Origin of the sequence: Paracoccus sp. S-4012 (assembly GCF_009674885.1) — a bacterium.
GTDB lineage: Bacteria > Pseudomonadota > Alphaproteobacteria > Rhodobacterales > Rhodobacteraceae > Paracoccus.
Genome location: NZ_WKKA01000012.1, coordinates 12,707 through 26,372 on the forward strand (window position 1 = coordinate 12,707; position 13,666 = coordinate 26,372).

16 protein-coding genes are annotated in these 13,666 nt (G+C 71.6%); 12 read left to right on the forward strand and 4 right to left on the reverse strand.

Features of this window, described 5'->3' with window-relative positions:
- Window positions 1-126: 126 nt before the first annotated feature.
- Complete coding sequence (locus GI374_RS14065) at window positions 127-1,509, forward strand: L-serine ammonia-lyase (protein ID WP_370515363.1); 1,383 nt, start codon at window positions 127-129, stop codon at window positions 1,507-1,509.
- Here GI374_RS14065 and GI374_RS19670 read toward each other — a convergent pair.
- Complete coding sequence (locus GI374_RS19670) at window positions 1,483-1,749, reverse strand: DUF2380 domain-containing protein (protein WP_255453721.1); 267 nt, start codon at window positions 1,747-1,749, stop codon at window positions 1,483-1,485. The two genes, GI374_RS14065 and GI374_RS19670, sit on opposite strands and share 27 nt — an antisense overlap.
- A 124-nt stretch (window positions 1,750-1,873) precedes the next feature.
- On the opposite strand from GI374_RS19670, the gene GI374_RS14075 reads away from it, so the two are divergent.
- From GI374_RS14075 to GI374_RS14100, 6 genes are read left to right on the forward strand one after another with little or no spacing between them, the layout of a single operon-like run.
- Window positions 1,874-3,055, forward strand: a complete 1,182-nt coding sequence (locus GI374_RS14075; protein ID WP_154337708.1) for an ABC transporter substrate-binding protein — start codon at window positions 1,874-1,876, stop codon at window positions 3,053-3,055.
- Between the two features lie 10 nt (window positions 3,056-3,065).
- The gene (locus tag GI374_RS14080) at window positions 3,066-4,043 is read left to right on the forward strand and encodes a YVTN family beta-propeller repeat protein (RefSeq protein WP_154337709.1); all 978 of its coding nucleotides are present in this window, start codon (window positions 3,066-3,068) and stop codon (window positions 4,041-4,043) included.
- A gap of 10 nt (window positions 4,044-4,053) precedes the next feature.
- On the forward strand, window positions 4,054-4,599 hold the full coding sequence (locus GI374_RS14085; RefSeq protein ID WP_229583301.1) for a hypothetical protein: 546 nt from the start codon (window positions 4,054-4,056) through the stop codon (window positions 4,597-4,599).
- Window positions 4,596-5,339 (forward strand): ATP-binding cassette domain-containing protein, encoded by a 744-nt coding sequence (locus GI374_RS14090; protein ID WP_370515364.1) that lies wholly within the window; start codon window positions 4,596-4,598, stop codon window positions 5,337-5,339. The genes GI374_RS14085 and GI374_RS14090 overlap by 4 nt, the downstream gene beginning before the upstream one ends.
- The gene (locus tag GI374_RS14095) at window positions 5,339-6,196 is read left to right on the forward strand and encodes an ABC transporter permease (RefSeq protein ID WP_229583303.1); all 858 of its coding nucleotides are present in this window, start codon (window positions 5,339-5,341) and stop codon (window positions 6,194-6,196) included. Before GI374_RS14090 ends, GI374_RS14095 begins: the two co-directional genes overlap by 1 nt.
- Window positions 6,193-6,792, forward strand: a complete 600-nt coding sequence (locus GI374_RS14100) for a hypothetical protein (RefSeq protein ID WP_154337711.1) — start codon at window positions 6,193-6,195, stop codon at window positions 6,790-6,792. Before GI374_RS14095 ends, GI374_RS14100 begins: the two co-directional genes overlap by 4 nt.
- Here the strand turns inward: GI374_RS14100 and GI374_RS14105 are convergent.
- From GI374_RS14105 to GI374_RS14115, 3 genes are read right to left on the reverse strand one after another with little or no spacing between them, the layout of a single operon-like run.
- On the reverse strand, window positions 6,755-7,381 hold the full coding sequence (locus GI374_RS14105) for an ATP-binding cassette domain-containing protein (RefSeq protein WP_154337712.1): 627 nt from the start codon (window positions 7,379-7,381) through the stop codon (window positions 6,755-6,757). The genes GI374_RS14100 and GI374_RS14105 overlap by 38 nt on opposite strands.
- Window positions 7,371-8,195 carry an ABC transporter permease gene (locus GI374_RS14110; protein WP_370515365.1) on the reverse strand — a complete coding sequence of 275 codons (825 nt, stop codon included), beginning with the start codon at window positions 8,193-8,195 and terminating at the stop codon, window positions 7,371-7,373. The genes GI374_RS14105 and GI374_RS14110 overlap by 11 nt, the downstream gene beginning before the upstream one ends.
- Complete coding sequence (locus GI374_RS14115; protein WP_154337713.1) at window positions 8,188-9,183, reverse strand: ABC transporter substrate-binding protein; 996 nt, start codon at window positions 9,181-9,183, stop codon at window positions 8,188-8,190. Before GI374_RS14115 ends, GI374_RS14110 begins: the two co-directional genes overlap by 8 nt.
- Before the next feature lie 172 nt (window positions 9,184-9,355).
- Between GI374_RS14115 and GI374_RS14120 the strand changes: the two genes are divergently transcribed.
- The 5 genes from GI374_RS14120 (at window position 9,356) to GI374_RS14140 (ending at window position 13,654) form a co-directional block, all read left to right on the forward strand.
- Window positions 9,356-10,069, forward strand: coding sequence for a response regulator transcription factor (locus GI374_RS14120; protein ID WP_154337714.1), 714 nt, complete (start codon window positions 9,356-9,358; stop codon window positions 10,067-10,069).
- Window positions 10,070-10,134: 65 nt separating this feature from the next.
- Entirely contained in the window at window positions 10,135-11,235 is a 1,101-nt protein-coding gene (locus tag GI374_RS14125; protein WP_154337715.1) for an FIST N-terminal domain-containing protein, read from the forward strand.
- Between the two features lies 1 nt (window position 11,236).
- Entirely contained in the window at window positions 11,237-12,565 is a 1,329-nt protein-coding gene (locus GI374_RS14130) for a hybrid sensor histidine kinase/response regulator (RefSeq protein ID WP_370515366.1), read from the forward strand.
- Window positions 12,566-12,662: 97 nt separating this feature from the next.
- Entirely contained in the window at window positions 12,663-13,286 is a 624-nt protein-coding gene (locus GI374_RS14135; protein WP_154337717.1) for a hypothetical protein, read from the forward strand.
- Window positions 13,283-13,654 carry a hypothetical protein gene (locus tag GI374_RS14140; RefSeq protein WP_154337718.1) on the forward strand — a complete coding sequence of 124 codons (372 nt, stop codon included), beginning with the start codon at window positions 13,283-13,285 and terminating at the stop codon, window positions 13,652-13,654. The genes GI374_RS14135 and GI374_RS14140 overlap by 4 nt, the downstream gene beginning before the upstream one ends.
- Window positions 13,655-13,666: the final 12 nt, after the last annotated feature.

The window sequence follows — 13,666 nt, forward strand, 5'->3', positions numbered from 1 at the left end:
CGCAGTATGCCCAAAATCTGGGCAGCGCAACAGCGTCGCCGCCGCGCGCCGGGCGGTCGGCTTTGGCGGTTCCGCCGCCCGCACCGTCCGGTTAGTCTCGGGCCGGCTCAACTGGAGAAAACCCTCGTGTTCCTGTCGGTCTTCGATCTCTTCAAGGTCGGCGTCGGCCCGTCCTCGTCGCACACGATGGGGCCGATGGTCGCCGCCGCGCGCTTCCTTCAGGCGCTCCGCGGCCAGCCGTTCCGCGCCCATGGGCTGCGCGCGCGGCTGCACGGCTCGCTCGCCTTCACCGGCAAGGGTCACGCGACCGACCGGGCGGTGATCCTCGGCCTGATGGGCTTCACGCCCGCGACGATGGATTTCGAGGCCGCCGACGCCGCGCTGACCGCCAACCGCGAGACCGGCCGCGTCACGCCGGAGGGCCTCGGCGAACTGGCCTTCGACCCCGAGCGCGACCTGGTCTTCGACCGCGGCCCGGCCCTGCCGGGCCACGCGAACGGAATGGTGCTGGCCGCCGTGGACGCGCAGGGCGACGTGATCTTCCGCGAGGTCTACTACTCCATAGGCGGCGGCTTCGTGCTGACCGAGGCCGAACTCGCCGCCCGCGCCGACGACACGCGCAGCGACGACGTGCCCAAGGTGCCGTTCCCCTTTGCAAGCGCCGCCGAGATGCTGGCGATGGCCGCCGCCTCGGGGAAATCCATCGCCCGGATGAAGCACGAGAACGAGCGCGTGTTCCGCTCGGAAGCCGAGATCCGCGACGGCCTCGCCCGCATCTGGCAGGTGATGCGCGACTGCATGGACCGGGGGCTTGCGACCGGCGGCACGCTGCCCGGCGGCCTCGCGATTCGCAGGCGGGCGAAGGCGATCCACGAGGCGCTGCTGGCCGAGCGCGGCAGCAACCTCGCGCCGCCGCACCACATCAACGACTGGATGTCGACCTATGCGATGGCGGTGAACGAGGAGAACGCGGCCGGAGGTCAGGTCGTAACCGCGCCGACGAACGGGGCCGCGGGGGTGATCCCGGCGGTGATCCGCTACTGGCTCGACCATGTGCCCGGCGCGTCCGAGCGGCAGTTGCCGGAACTCCTGCTGACCGCCGCCGCGATCGGGGGGCTGGTCAAGCACAATGCCAGCATCTCGGGGGCGGAGGCGGGCTGTCAGGCGGAGGTCGGGTCGGCCGCAGCCATGGCGGCGGCGGGGCTTGCGGCGGTTCTCGGCGGCACGCCCGAGCAGGTGGAGAACGCGGCCGAGATCGCGCTGGAACACCACCTCGGCATGACCTGCGACCCGGTGCGCGGCCTGGTTCAGGTGCCCTGCATTGAAAGGAACGGCCTCGGTGCGATCAAGGCGGTGAGCGCGGCGAGCCTCGCGCTCCGGGGCGACGGGCAGCACTTCGTGCCGCTCGATGCGGCGATCGAGACCATGCGCCAGACGGGGCGGGACATGAGCGAGAAATACAAGGAGACCTCGCTCGGCGGCCTAGCGGTGAACGTGCCGAACTGCTGAGGGCTCCCCGGCGCGATATGCCCGGCTACAGCTCTCGTCGGTGTTGCCACGGATGATGTTAACGGCCCCCGCGGCAAGCGTCTCGCCACTCTCGGCATCGCGGATCGACAGGTTCATCGGCAGGGTCAGGTTCGAGACCTTCTGGACCTGCCCGCTGATTGCACAGGCCAGCCCGGCCCCCGCGCGGGCGCGGATGGCACTTCGGCGGACCAGTGGGCGCGAAGGCCGGGAGGGCGGCAAGGCCGAGACCGGAGCGCATGGCCTGAACGCCCGCCGGGCAGCGGTCCATACGACCATCGTATGAAGCCGAGAGGCTTTTCCCGACGGTCCTGCGGCGGCTAGGCTTTCCGGGGGAGGAACCTGAATGCGCGCCATCGCCGCCGTCGTTTCGGTCGCGTTCGGACTGGCCGCCGGAATGGCCGCCGCGGCGGAGGGCGAGGTGCGCGCCGCCGTGCTGCGCGTCGATGTCCCGGCGCAACCGCCGATCTCGCGCCTCGACGCCCGGCCCGACGATCTCGGCTTCGCTGGCGCCGCGCTCGCGACCGAGGACAACGCCACCACCGGCGGGTTCCTCAACCAGACCTTCACGACCGGCACCGTGGCGATCCCGCCGGAGGGGGCCGAGGCCGCCCTCGACGCGCTGCTGGCGCAAGGCATCCGCTTCATCGCCGTGCTGGCCGACGACGCCACCACCCTGCGCCTCGCCGACCGCGCCGGCGATGCGGCGCTGATCCTCAACGCCGGGGCCGAGGCCGACGCGCTCCGCAACGACGACTGCCGCGCCAACGTGATCCACGTCGCTCCCAGCCGGGCGATGAAGACCGACGCCCTGGCGCAGTTCCTGATGTGGAAACGCTGGCCGCGCTGGTTCCTGATCGAGGGCAGCCACCCCGAGGACACCGCGCTTGCCGACGCCTACCGACGCGCCGCCAGCAAGTTCGGCGCGAAGATCGTCGAGCAGCGGGTCTTCGAGGATACCGGCGGCGCGCGGCGCACCGACAGCGGCCATGTGCAGGTCCAGGCGCAGATGCCGGTCTTCACGCAGCGGGCGGCCGAGCATGACGTGGTCGTGACCGCCGACGAGCACGGCGTCTTTGCCGCCTATCTGCCCTTCCAGACCTGGGACCCGCGGCCCGTCACCGGCTCGGCCGGGCTGACGCCGGTCAGCTGGCACGCCTCGATGGAGGCTTGGGGGGCGACGCAGTTCCAGAACCGCTTCGAGGCCCTCGCCGGGCGGCCGATGCGGCCCGAGGATTACCAGACCTGGGTCGCCCTGCGGCTGCTGGGTGAAGCCGCGAGCCGCGCGCCCGCGCTCGACTTCCCGGCCCTGCGCGACTGGCTGCTGGGGCCGAATTTCGAGATCGGAGCCTTCAAGGGCCAGAAGCTGACCATCCGCGACTGGGACCATCAGCTGCGCCAGCCAATTCTGCTGGCCAGCCCCGCGCTCGTCCATTCGGTCTCGCCGCAGTCCGAGTATCTGCACCAGGTCAGCCAGCTCGACACGCTCGGCACCGACCGGCCCGAATCGACCTGCCAGTTCCAGTGAAAGGACTCCGATGCTGCGACGATCGCTGACCGCCGCCTGCGCGCTGCTTCTGCTCGGACCAGGCCCCGCCCTCGCCAACCGGGTCTTCGTCACCAACGAGAAAGGCAACGACGTGACGGTCCTTGACAGCGAGACGCTGGAGGTGATCGGCACCTATCCGGTCGGCGCGCGGCCGCGCGGCATCACCATCTCGCCCGACGGCAGCGAACTCTATGTCTGCGTTTCCGACGAGGACACGGTGAAGGTCTACGACCCCGAGTCGATGGAGGAGCTGCACCGGCTTCCCTCCGGTCCCGACCCGGAGCTCTTCGTGCTGCATCCCTCGGGCAACCCCCTCTACATCGCCAACGAGGACGACAATCTCGTGACCGTGGTGGACACCGAGACGCATCAGCTGCTGGCCGAGATCCCGGTGGGGGTGGAGCCCGAGGGCATGGGCGTCTCGCCCGACGGCAAGGTGGTGGTGAACACCTCCGAGACGACCAACATGGCGCATTTCATCGACACCGACACGCACCAGATCGTCGCCAACGTGCTCGTCGATCAGCGCCCGCGCTTCGCCGAGTTCACTGCGGACGGCACCAAGCTCTACGTCAGCGCCGAGATCGGCGGCACGGTGAGCGTGATCGACCCGGCCACGAAGGAGATCACCGACACCATCCGCTTCGAGATCCCCGGCGTGCTGCCCGAGGCGATCCAGCCGGTGGGGGTGCGGGCGACGAAGGATGGCTCGACGGTCTTCGTGGCGCTCGGGCCGGCGAACCGGGTCGCGGTGGTGGACGGAGTGACCGACGAGGTGGTGGACTATCTGCTGGTCGGCCAGCGGGTCTGGCAGATGGGCTTCACGCCGGATGAGTCGCTGCTCTTCACGACCAACGGCAACTCCAACGACGTGTCGGTGATCGACGTGGCGCGGCGCGAGGTCGTCAAGTCGATTCAGGTGGGCGAGCAGCCCTGGGGCGTGGTCGTCGCGCCGGACAAGCAGTGAGGGGATCGGCATGAGGCTTGAGCAACTGACGGGGACGCTGCTGGCGCTGACGATGACGGGTGCAGTCGCGACGGCGCAGACGCTGCCCGCGGCGCCGGTCGAGGGTGCGCCCGCGGCCGGTGCGCCTGCGGTGGCGGCGGGCGACGACGATGCCGCCGCGGCTCCGGTCGCCACCGTCGAGCACCACGACTACGGCCCCTCGGGCATCATGGTCCGCACCAACCGCGAGGATCTCCCCCCGCTCACCCTCGCCTCCGGCAAGCCGGTGGCCGAGGGGGAATACCAGCTCCGGTCCGGCGGCTTTTACCGTATCGAGATCGTGGCGGACGGCACGGCCGAGCTTGCCCTCTCCGGCGGCGACTTCTTCCGCGCCATCTGGATCAACGAGATCGTCATCGAGGACATCGAGATCCGCCCCATGGGCGTCCACAGCATCGAGTTCGACTCCGCCGGCACCGCGCTGATGAGCTTCGTGGCGATCCAGCCGGGGCGCTACACGCTCTCGATCCCCGGCAGCAGCGGCGAGACGCAGCGGGCGGTGTTCGTGATCCGGTGAGCGGAACCCCGCCCCCGGCCGCCCTCGAGATTGCGGGCGTCAGTCATGCCTTCGGGACCGTGCGGGCGCTCGACGGCGTGTCGCTGACCGTTCCGGCGGGGGCCTTCGTGGCGCTCCTCGGCGTCAACGGCGCGGGCAAGAGCACGCTCGTGAACCTCGCCACGCGCCTCTATGACGGCGGCGGCGGGTCGATCCGCATCGCCGGGCACGACCTGCGCCGCGATCCGGGCGCGGCGCTCGCCAGCTTGGGCGTGGTGTTCCAGTCCCGCGCGCTCGACGCCGACCTGACGGTGCGCCAGAACCTCGCCTATCACGCCGCGCTGCACGGGATCGGCCGCCGCGCCGCCGCCCCACGGATCGCCGAGGTGCTGGGGCTGGTTGGGCTGGCCGACCGCGCGGGCGTCAGTGTCTCGGCCCTCTCCGGCGGGCAGGTGCGCCGGGCCGAGATCGCGCGCGCGCTGATCCACCGGCCCGAGGTGATGATCCTCGACGAGCCCACGGTCGGCCTTGACGTCCGCAGCCGCGCCGAGGTGCTGGCGCTGACGCGGGGGCTGGCGGCGCGGCAGGGGGTCGGCGTCCTCTGGGCCACGCATCTCTTCGATGAGGTGGGCGAGGCGGACGCGCTCGTCCTGCTGCATCGCGGCCGTGTGCTCTGGCACGGACCGCCCGCCGCCCTCGCCCCGGACGGCGACGTGACCGGCGCCTTCCTGCGCCTCACCGGCGCGGCCGAGGCGGCATGATGACGGAAGCGGTGCCACGCGCCACACCCGCGCCCGCCACCCGCACGGGCTTGCCGCGCGGCGCCTGGGCCATCGCGTTCCAGGGCATCGCCGCGCGCGAGGCGCTGCGTTTCCTGCGCCAGCGGGGCCGGTTCCTCGCCGCGCTCGTGCGGCCGCTGGTCTGGCTCTTCATCTTCGCTGCGGGCTTCCGCTCGGTGCTCGGCCTGTCGATCACGCCGCCCTACCAGACCTATGTCCTCTACGAGGTCTATGTCGTCCCCGGCCTCGTCGCCATGATCCAGCTGTTCAACGGGATGCAGTCATCGCTGTCGATGGTCTATGACCGCGAGACCGGGGCGATGCGGACGCTGCTCGTCAGCCCCTTGCCGCGATGGTTCCTGCTCTTCTCGAAGCTCATGGCGGGCGTGCTGGTCTCGATCCTTCAGGCCTATGCCTTCCTCGCCATCGCCTGGTTCTGGGACGTGCGCCCTCCGGCGCTCGGCTATCTCGCGGTGCTGCCGGCGCTGATCTTTGCCGGGCTGATGCTGGGCGCGCTCGGGCTGCTGCTCAGCTCCGCCATCCGCCAGCTCGAGAACTTCGCGGGGGTGATGAACTTCGTCATCTTCCCGATGTTCTTCGCCTCGACCGCGCTCTACCCGCTCTGGCGGATGCGCGAGTCCTCGGTGCTGCTGCACGATATCTGCGCCGCCAACCCGTTCACCCACGCGGTCGAGCTGATCCGCTTCGCGCTCTACCTGCAGGTCAACTGGCTGTCGCTGGGCGTGGTCCTGGGCTGCCTCGCGCTGTTCTTCGGCGGCGCGGTCCTGATGTATGATCCGGGGCGCGGGCTATGGCCGCGCCGGAAGGGGGGAAGATGAGAGCCGTTATCGCCCTTGCCATCGGTCTGCTGGCGACGCCCGTGATGGGCGCGCAGGCGACCCGCGACTGGCCCTGCGTCCAGGTGCGCCAGCCGCATCTGTCCGTGGGCTCCATGTGGACCGGCCCGCTGCCCGACGAGGCGACCGCCGCGCTGGCCCGGCAGGACCGCGAGGTGGCGACTCTGGCCGATCGCCTCGCGCAGCGCCGCACCACGCCGCAGGAGGCGGAGGGCCTTGTGGCGGATTTCGCCGCGACGGCGGATGCCGCCCGGCTGACGGCGCTGTTTCAGGGCGTCTTCGACCGCATCGACGCCGAGCGCACGACGCTCATGGACGGCATCGCGCGCTTCGGCGCCGGGCAGGCGGGCCTCGCCGCGGAGATGGAGACGCGGCGGGCCCGGATGCAGGAGCTCGAAGCCGCCGCCAGCCCTGACTTCGACGCCATCGACGCCGAGGAGGCGGCGCTCGACTGGGACCGCCGCATCTTCGAGGAGCGCCAGCACATGCTGACCGCCGTCTGCGAGAGCCCGGTCCTGCTGGAGAAACGTCTCTACGAACTCAGCCGCATGATCCAGTCGCATCTGCCGCCTGAGTGACTGCGCCGGCCAGTCGCGCCGGGCGTCCGTCGAGCCACAGCTTGCGCGCCTTCAGCGCCTCGGCCTCGCGCGGGTCATGCGTGACCAGCACCAGCCCGGCGCCGGTTTCGGACAGCATCCCCTCGGTCAGCGCCAGCATCCGCGCGGCGGTGGCGGCATCGAGCGAGGCGTAGGGCTCGTCCATCATCAGCAGGTCGGGCCGCGCAGCGAAAGCGCGGGCAAGTGCCAGCCGCCGCTGCTGGCCGAGCGAGAGTTGCCGGGGGTAGCGATGGCCTAGGCCCTCGAGGCCAACGCGTGCGAGCCAGCGGTCGGCCTCCGCCGCGCCGATCCGCGCCGGGATGGTGAGGTTCGCGCGCGCGTCCCGCCACGGCAGCAGCAGCGGCTCCTGAAAGACCGGGGCGGTGCGCTCGGGCGCGTCGAGGCGGCCCTCGAAGTCGCGGTCGAGGCCGAGCAGGATCCGCAGCAGCGTCGATTTGCCGATGCCCGACGGCCCCAGGATCGCCAGCCGCTCGCCCCGCGCGACCTCCAGCACCAGCCGGCCGAGCACCCCGGTCTCCCCGAAGGAGCGCCGCTCCAGTTCAAGCCGCATCGCGCCGCCAGCGGCTTGCCCGCCGCTCCCACGGGCGCAGGACCAGCCCGTCGATCGCCAGCATCAGCACCACGAAGCCGAGCGCCCAGGCCAGAACCCCGGTCACGTCGAAGAGCGAGAAGCTCATGTGCAGCTTGAAACCGACCCCGGTGGAGCGGCCGAGGAACTCGACTACCAGCACGATCTTCCATATCAGCGAAATCCCCGCCCGCGCGGCGGAGGCGAGGTGCGGCACCAGTTGCGGCAGGATGACGTGGCGCCAGCGGTCGGCGAGCGGGAGGCGGAAGGCCTGCGCCATGTCGTCGAGCGCGGGCGAGAGCGCACGGGTGCCGTCCCGGATCATGACGGCGACCAGCGGCACCTTGTTCAGCGCCACGGCGGTGACGGCCGCGGTCTCGTTCAGGCCGATCCAGATGTAGCAAAGCACGATCACCACGAGCGCGGGCATGTTCAGCGCGATCACCAGCAGCGGGTTCAGCCAGCGGTCGGCCCCGGCGCGGCGGCCCATCAGCACGCCGATGCCGGTGCCCGCGATGAGCGCCAGCACGAAGCTGGCGACCACCCGTCCGAAGGTCGCCGACATGTGCCGCCAGAGCTCGCCCGTCCCGGCAAGGCGGACGATCTCGGCGCCGACCGCCCAGGGGGTGGGCAGGATGCGCGGCTGGTCCGCGATTACAGCCGCGACGGCCCAGAGCGCCAGCAGCCCGGCCACGGCGACGACGCCCTCCAGCCCCCACGGCCCCCGCCGGCGCGCGCGCGTGGCGGCCGCGGCGACCTCGTGGCGCGACAACGGAAGATCGTGGCCGTCAGTCACCGGTGTAGAACAACCCCTCGGGCAGGGCTTCGAGGCCGAGGGTCAACTCGGTCCCGCCGATCTCGGCCAGCACCGCGAACAGCTTGGCCGCGGCCGCGGGATCGACCGGACCCTCGGGCGGGATGCCCGCGCGCCAGCCCTCGCGCAGGGCCTCGAACTCGGCGTCGTTGGCGGCATTCATCAGCGGCCGGATTTCCTCCCACGCGGCGTCATCGGTGGCGAGGATCTCCTTGGCCGCGCGCGAGGCCCGTGCCAGCCCGTCCACGACCTCGGGCTTGTCGGCCACCGCGCGCTTCGAGATCGCATAACCCAGAAGGGGCGTGTCCGGGTCGAGGCCAAGCTCGGCCGCGGCATCGCTGATCGAGACCAGCTCACGCATCCCCGCGGCCTTCATCTTGGCCATGAAATGCCACAGGTTCACCGCGCCCTGCGCCTCGCCCGAGAGCCCCGCCTGCATGACGAGCGGCGCGGCGGCGAAGATCTGCTCGGTCTCGGCGGCGAGGTCGATGCCCTGATTCAGCCCCAGCGCCCGCAGGATCAGCCAGCTCTTGTCCACCGGATCGCCGGCGATGGCGATCTTCTGGCCGCGCAGGTCCACGAGGCTCTCGGCCGGGCTGTCGCCCGCGACCAGCAACCCGCCCACCGCGGTCGAATAGGGCACGAAGGTCAGGTCCAGCCCGGTTGCGTCCTGCTGCGCCGCCCAGAGCCAGTCGGTCACGATGGCGTCCACCTCGCCGCCCTGAATGGCGATATGGGTGGCGGGGTTGCCGGCGTAATCCTGAGTCTCGAGGCGGAAGCCGTTCTCGACATCAAGGCCGTGGTCGCGGATCACCGCCAGCTCCCAGCTGCTGGTCCCGCCCGCGAGCGTGCCGAGGCGGAGCGTCGGGAGGTCCTGCGCGGCGGCCGGCGCGGCCAGGCCGACGGCCAGCGCGGCCGCGGCGATGAGGCCGCAGACGCGGCCGAGAATCGGGCGGCCAAGGATCGGCATGGCGGAAATCTCCCTGCGGCTGGACAGCGGCACGGTCGCACCCGCTGCTGCCCCAACCAATACGACATAGGTCGGAGGAGCCAGCCTTGTCCGGGGTTTTCGCTTGATCGCCGGGCTGCGGCTTCTAGCCTTGAGGTTGCGCCGGCAGCGCGAGCAGTCCGGGGAGGAAGGGATGGCTCAGATCGGCACGGCCGAAAGGGCGGGCGAGAGCGGGGCATCGCCGCGCCGGATTCCTCCGCGGGTCGAGACGCTGCTGATCGTCGACGACCACCCGCTGATGTGCGACGCGCTTGCGCTGACGCTGAAGATGGCCTTCGGGCTGAAGCGCACACGATCGGCGCGCAGCCTCGCGGGCGCGGTCGAGCAGATCCGGTCCGAGGGGGCGCCGGGCGCCGTGATCCTCGATCTCAACCTGCCCGACTCGGGCGGGGCCCAGGGCATCGTCACCCTGCGGCGGCTGCTGCCGGACGTCCCGATCACGATGATCTCGGCCGAGATGGACGCCGAGAAGATCGGCGCCGCGCTCGATGCGGGGGCGCAGGGATTCGTGTCGAAGTCGCTCGCCCGCGACGCGCTGATCGACGCCTTCGAGCGGATCTGGGCCGGCGAGATCGTCGTGCCCGAGGACTACGACCCGCGCGCCCGCCCCGCCTCAGACGGCCGCGAGGAGCTGATGCGGCGCTGCGCCACGCTTACGCCGCAGCAGATGCGGATCCTGCGTCTGATCTGCCTCGGCAAGGCCAACAAGGAGATCAGCTACGAGCTTGGCATCGCCGAGGCGACGGTGAAGACGCACGTCACCGCCATCATGGCCAAGCTCGACGCGCGCAGGCGGACGCAGGCGGTGTTGCTGGCCAACACCGCGAGGCTGTTCGAAACACCCTGATGGGCGACCCGCCATCCTCGGCACGGCCGGCCGCGTCGGACCCGCCGCCGCTGGGACCGCGGGCCATGTCACTGCCGGCCGACCTGGCGCCAGAAGCGGCGGCGGCGCAGCTGGCGGGCTTTGCCGCCGCGTCCGATCCGTCGCTGCTGCTGCTTTTCGCGTCGCCTGCTGGCGTCCTCGGCCCGATCGCCTCGGCCCTCATGCCGATCCTGCCGCCGGGCTGCCGCGTCGCGGGCTGCTCGACGGCAGGCGAGCTGGTCCCGCAGGGATACAGCGACCGCAGCGTCGTCGCGGTGGCCTTCCCGCGCGCCGGCTTTGCGGTCGAGATGGTGCGCCTCGAACTTCTCGGCCGCTCGCAGGTCACGCGCTGGATGGCCGATATCCGTTCCGCCGCCGACCGCCTCAAGGTGCGCGGCTGCGGCGCGATGTTCGGCCTCGTGGTCGCGGACGGGCTGACGCGGCGCGAAGACGTGCTGGCGGCGACCCTCGACGCGGCACTACCGGGCGCGCCGGTCATCGGCGGCTTCGCGGGCAACGGCCTGCAATTCGCCGGGGTCGAGGTTCTGGCCGATGGCGAGGTCACGACCGATACCGCCGTCCTGTGCCTGCTGGCGACGGACCGGCCGGTCGAGGAGCTGGTCTTCGCGCATTTCTCCTCCACGGGGCGGCGGGGCGTGGTGACGGCGGCCGACCCGGCGGGGCATGCGATCCATGAGATCAACGCCGAGCCGGCCGCGGCGGAATACGCCCGTCTCGCCGGTCTCGATCCGGCCCGCCTGACGCCGCTGGAGTTCGCCCGCCACCCGTTGCTGCTGCGGGTGGGGCGGCGGCATCATGTGCGCTCGATCTCCGGCGTGCGCGCGGATGGGGGACTGCAACTCCTGGCCTCGATCGAGGTCGGCACCCTGCTGACCCTGGGGCGGGCCGAGGATCTGATCGAGGGTTTCGCCAAGGCGCTCGCCGGGCTGCCGCGCCCGCCCGAACTGGTCCTCGGCTTCGACTGCATCCTGCGGCGGCTGGCCCTCGAACAGGCGGGCTACGAAAAAGAGGTCGCGCGGCTGCATTCGCGCTATAACATCTGCGGCTTCAATACCTACGGTGAGCTGCATGACGGGATGCACGTCAACCAGACCTTCGTGGGAATCGCCTTCCTCGGCGCCGACTGAGGTGCCCGACCCGACGGAGCGTATCCGCAAGCTCGCCCGCGTGAACGAGGTCCTGATGGACCGGGTCGAGCGGCTGGAGGCGTCGAAGGGCTCCGCCCGGTCGATGTTCCTCGCCGCCGTGGCGCTGGAAAAGGAGGTCCATGCCCGCACCCGCGACCTCGAGCGGGCGCTCGACGACCTCAGTCACCGCAACCGCGAGCTGGCCCTCGCCCGGGCGGCGGCGGAGGAGGCGAATCGCTCCAAGACGCGCTTCCTGCGGGCGGCGAGCCACGATCTGCTGCAACCGATCGCGGCGGCGAAGCTGTTTCTCGGCGCGCTCGGCGATTCGGCGCTCGACCCTCCGCAGCAGGAGATCGTCGCCAAGCTGACGAGCGCCTTCCAGTCGATCGAGGAGCTGATGCAGGCGGTGCTGGAGATCAGCCGCCTCGATTCGCAACGGATCGAGCTCAGCTGCCGGCCGGTCGCGCTGCAGGACCTGTTCGCGCGCCTTGGCCGCGAATACGCCCCCCAGGCGGCGGCGCGCGGCCTCAAGCTGGTCTTCGCGCCGACCTCCGCCGTGGTGGTCAGCGACCCGACCTTCCTGCGCCGCATCACGCAGAACCTGCTTTCCAACGCGATCAAATACACTCGTCGCGGCGGCGTCGTGGTCGGTGCGCGGCGGCGCGGCTGCGGGGTCTGGCTCGAGGTGCGCGACAGCGGCGTGGGCATCGCCGAGGCGGACCGGACGCGCATCTTCGACGAGTTCCAGCGGGTGCCGGGCGAGGCCGGCGAGCCGGGGATGGGCCTCGGCCTGGCCATCGTCCGCCGCGCCTGCGCCAAGCTGGGCCACCCGATCCATCTCGAGAGCATGCCGGGGCGCGGGACGGTGTTCCGGGTCGGCCTGCCACGCGCCGAGGGGGCGGACCCGGCGGCCGCGGCCGAACCCGAGGCGGCGCCGACCGCCGCCCTGCGCGGCGCGACGGCAATCCTGGTCGAGAACGATGCCTCCCTGCAGCGGGCCTATGCGATGCTGCTGCGCGATCTGGGCGGCATGGTGGTGCACACCGCCGCCTCCACCGCCGAGGCCGAACGGCTGCTGACCTCCGAGCCGGGCCTCGCGCCCGACGTCATCCTCGCCGACTACCACCTCGACGGAGGCGATACCGGCCTCGTCACCATCGCCGCCCTGCGCGAGCGGCTGGGCGCGGTTCCCGCGGTCATGGTGACGGCCCATGCCGCGCCCGAGATCGCCCGCGCCTGCGCCGAGCTGGAGATCCCGATGCTGATGAAGCCGCTGACCGCGGGTGAGCTGCGCCGCGCCATCGAGCAGGCGATCTCGGCGCAGCGCTGAGGCCTGCGACCAAGGTTGGAGGGGCAGGGGGCTTGGCGGCGCGCGGCCTGCCATGCGACGCTGCCCGCATCCGAGCCGCGCGCGCCGAGAGGTCCCGATGCCGCGATCCGCCCTCCGCTGCCTCCTTGCCGTCGCCTTCCTCGCGGCCGCGCCGGCGGCCTTTGCCGGCCAGACGATGGACCTGGTCTTCGCCGAGCGCGACTTCTCCGCCCTGGGCCAGGGGCCGGTCCGCTGGCACCTGACCCGGACCGGGCCGGAGGTCGAGGGCTTCCAGCCGCTCGCCGACGGCCAGCTGACGCTCGCGCTTGGCGCCGACCCGGACATTGGCCGCCCCATGCTGGAGCTGCGCGAGAGCGGGGGCGGGCGCGAGCGGCTCATCGCCCGCTATCCGACCGCCGGCATGGACCCGGTGCTGGTCTATTTCCTCGAGACTGCGACCCGGCACATGGCCGCCCTCGCCGGCGGCAGCCCCTTCTACATCCGCAACCGCATCAAGGAGGCGCTGCGCCGCGGCGGGGCGGTGGTGGACAGCCCGGATGGCGGACGGATCGTGATCCTCTCGCCCTTCGCCGGGGACCGGAACGCCGACCGGATGCGGGGCTTCGACCGTCTGACGCTGCAGATCGGCCTCGCGCCGCAGCCGGGCGCGCCGATCCGCAGCCTCGAGGCCGAGGCGCCCGGCACCGGCTATGCCTTCAAGCTCGCGGGAGGGGGGCGATGATCCCCGCCGCCCTGCTGGCCGGCGGTCTGGCGCTGCTCGAGGCGACGCCCGCGGCCCAGACGGTGGCGGAGCGGGCCGCCGTGAACGACTATCCGACCGAGGCGCGGGCGGAATACGTCTTTGCCTGCATGGCCGCCAACGGCAACTCCCGCAAGGCGCTGACCGAATGCGCCTGCACCATCGACCACATCGCCACCGTCCTGCCCTATGAGGGCTATGTCGCCGCCGAGACGGTGCTGCGGATGCGCCAGACCACCGGCGAGCGCGCCACCGTCTTCCGCGACACGACCTTCGCCAACGAGTTCGTCGACCATCTGCGCCTCGCCGCGGCGGAAGCCGAAATCCTGTGCTTCACGCCCGGAAACTGAGCCGGCGCAGGC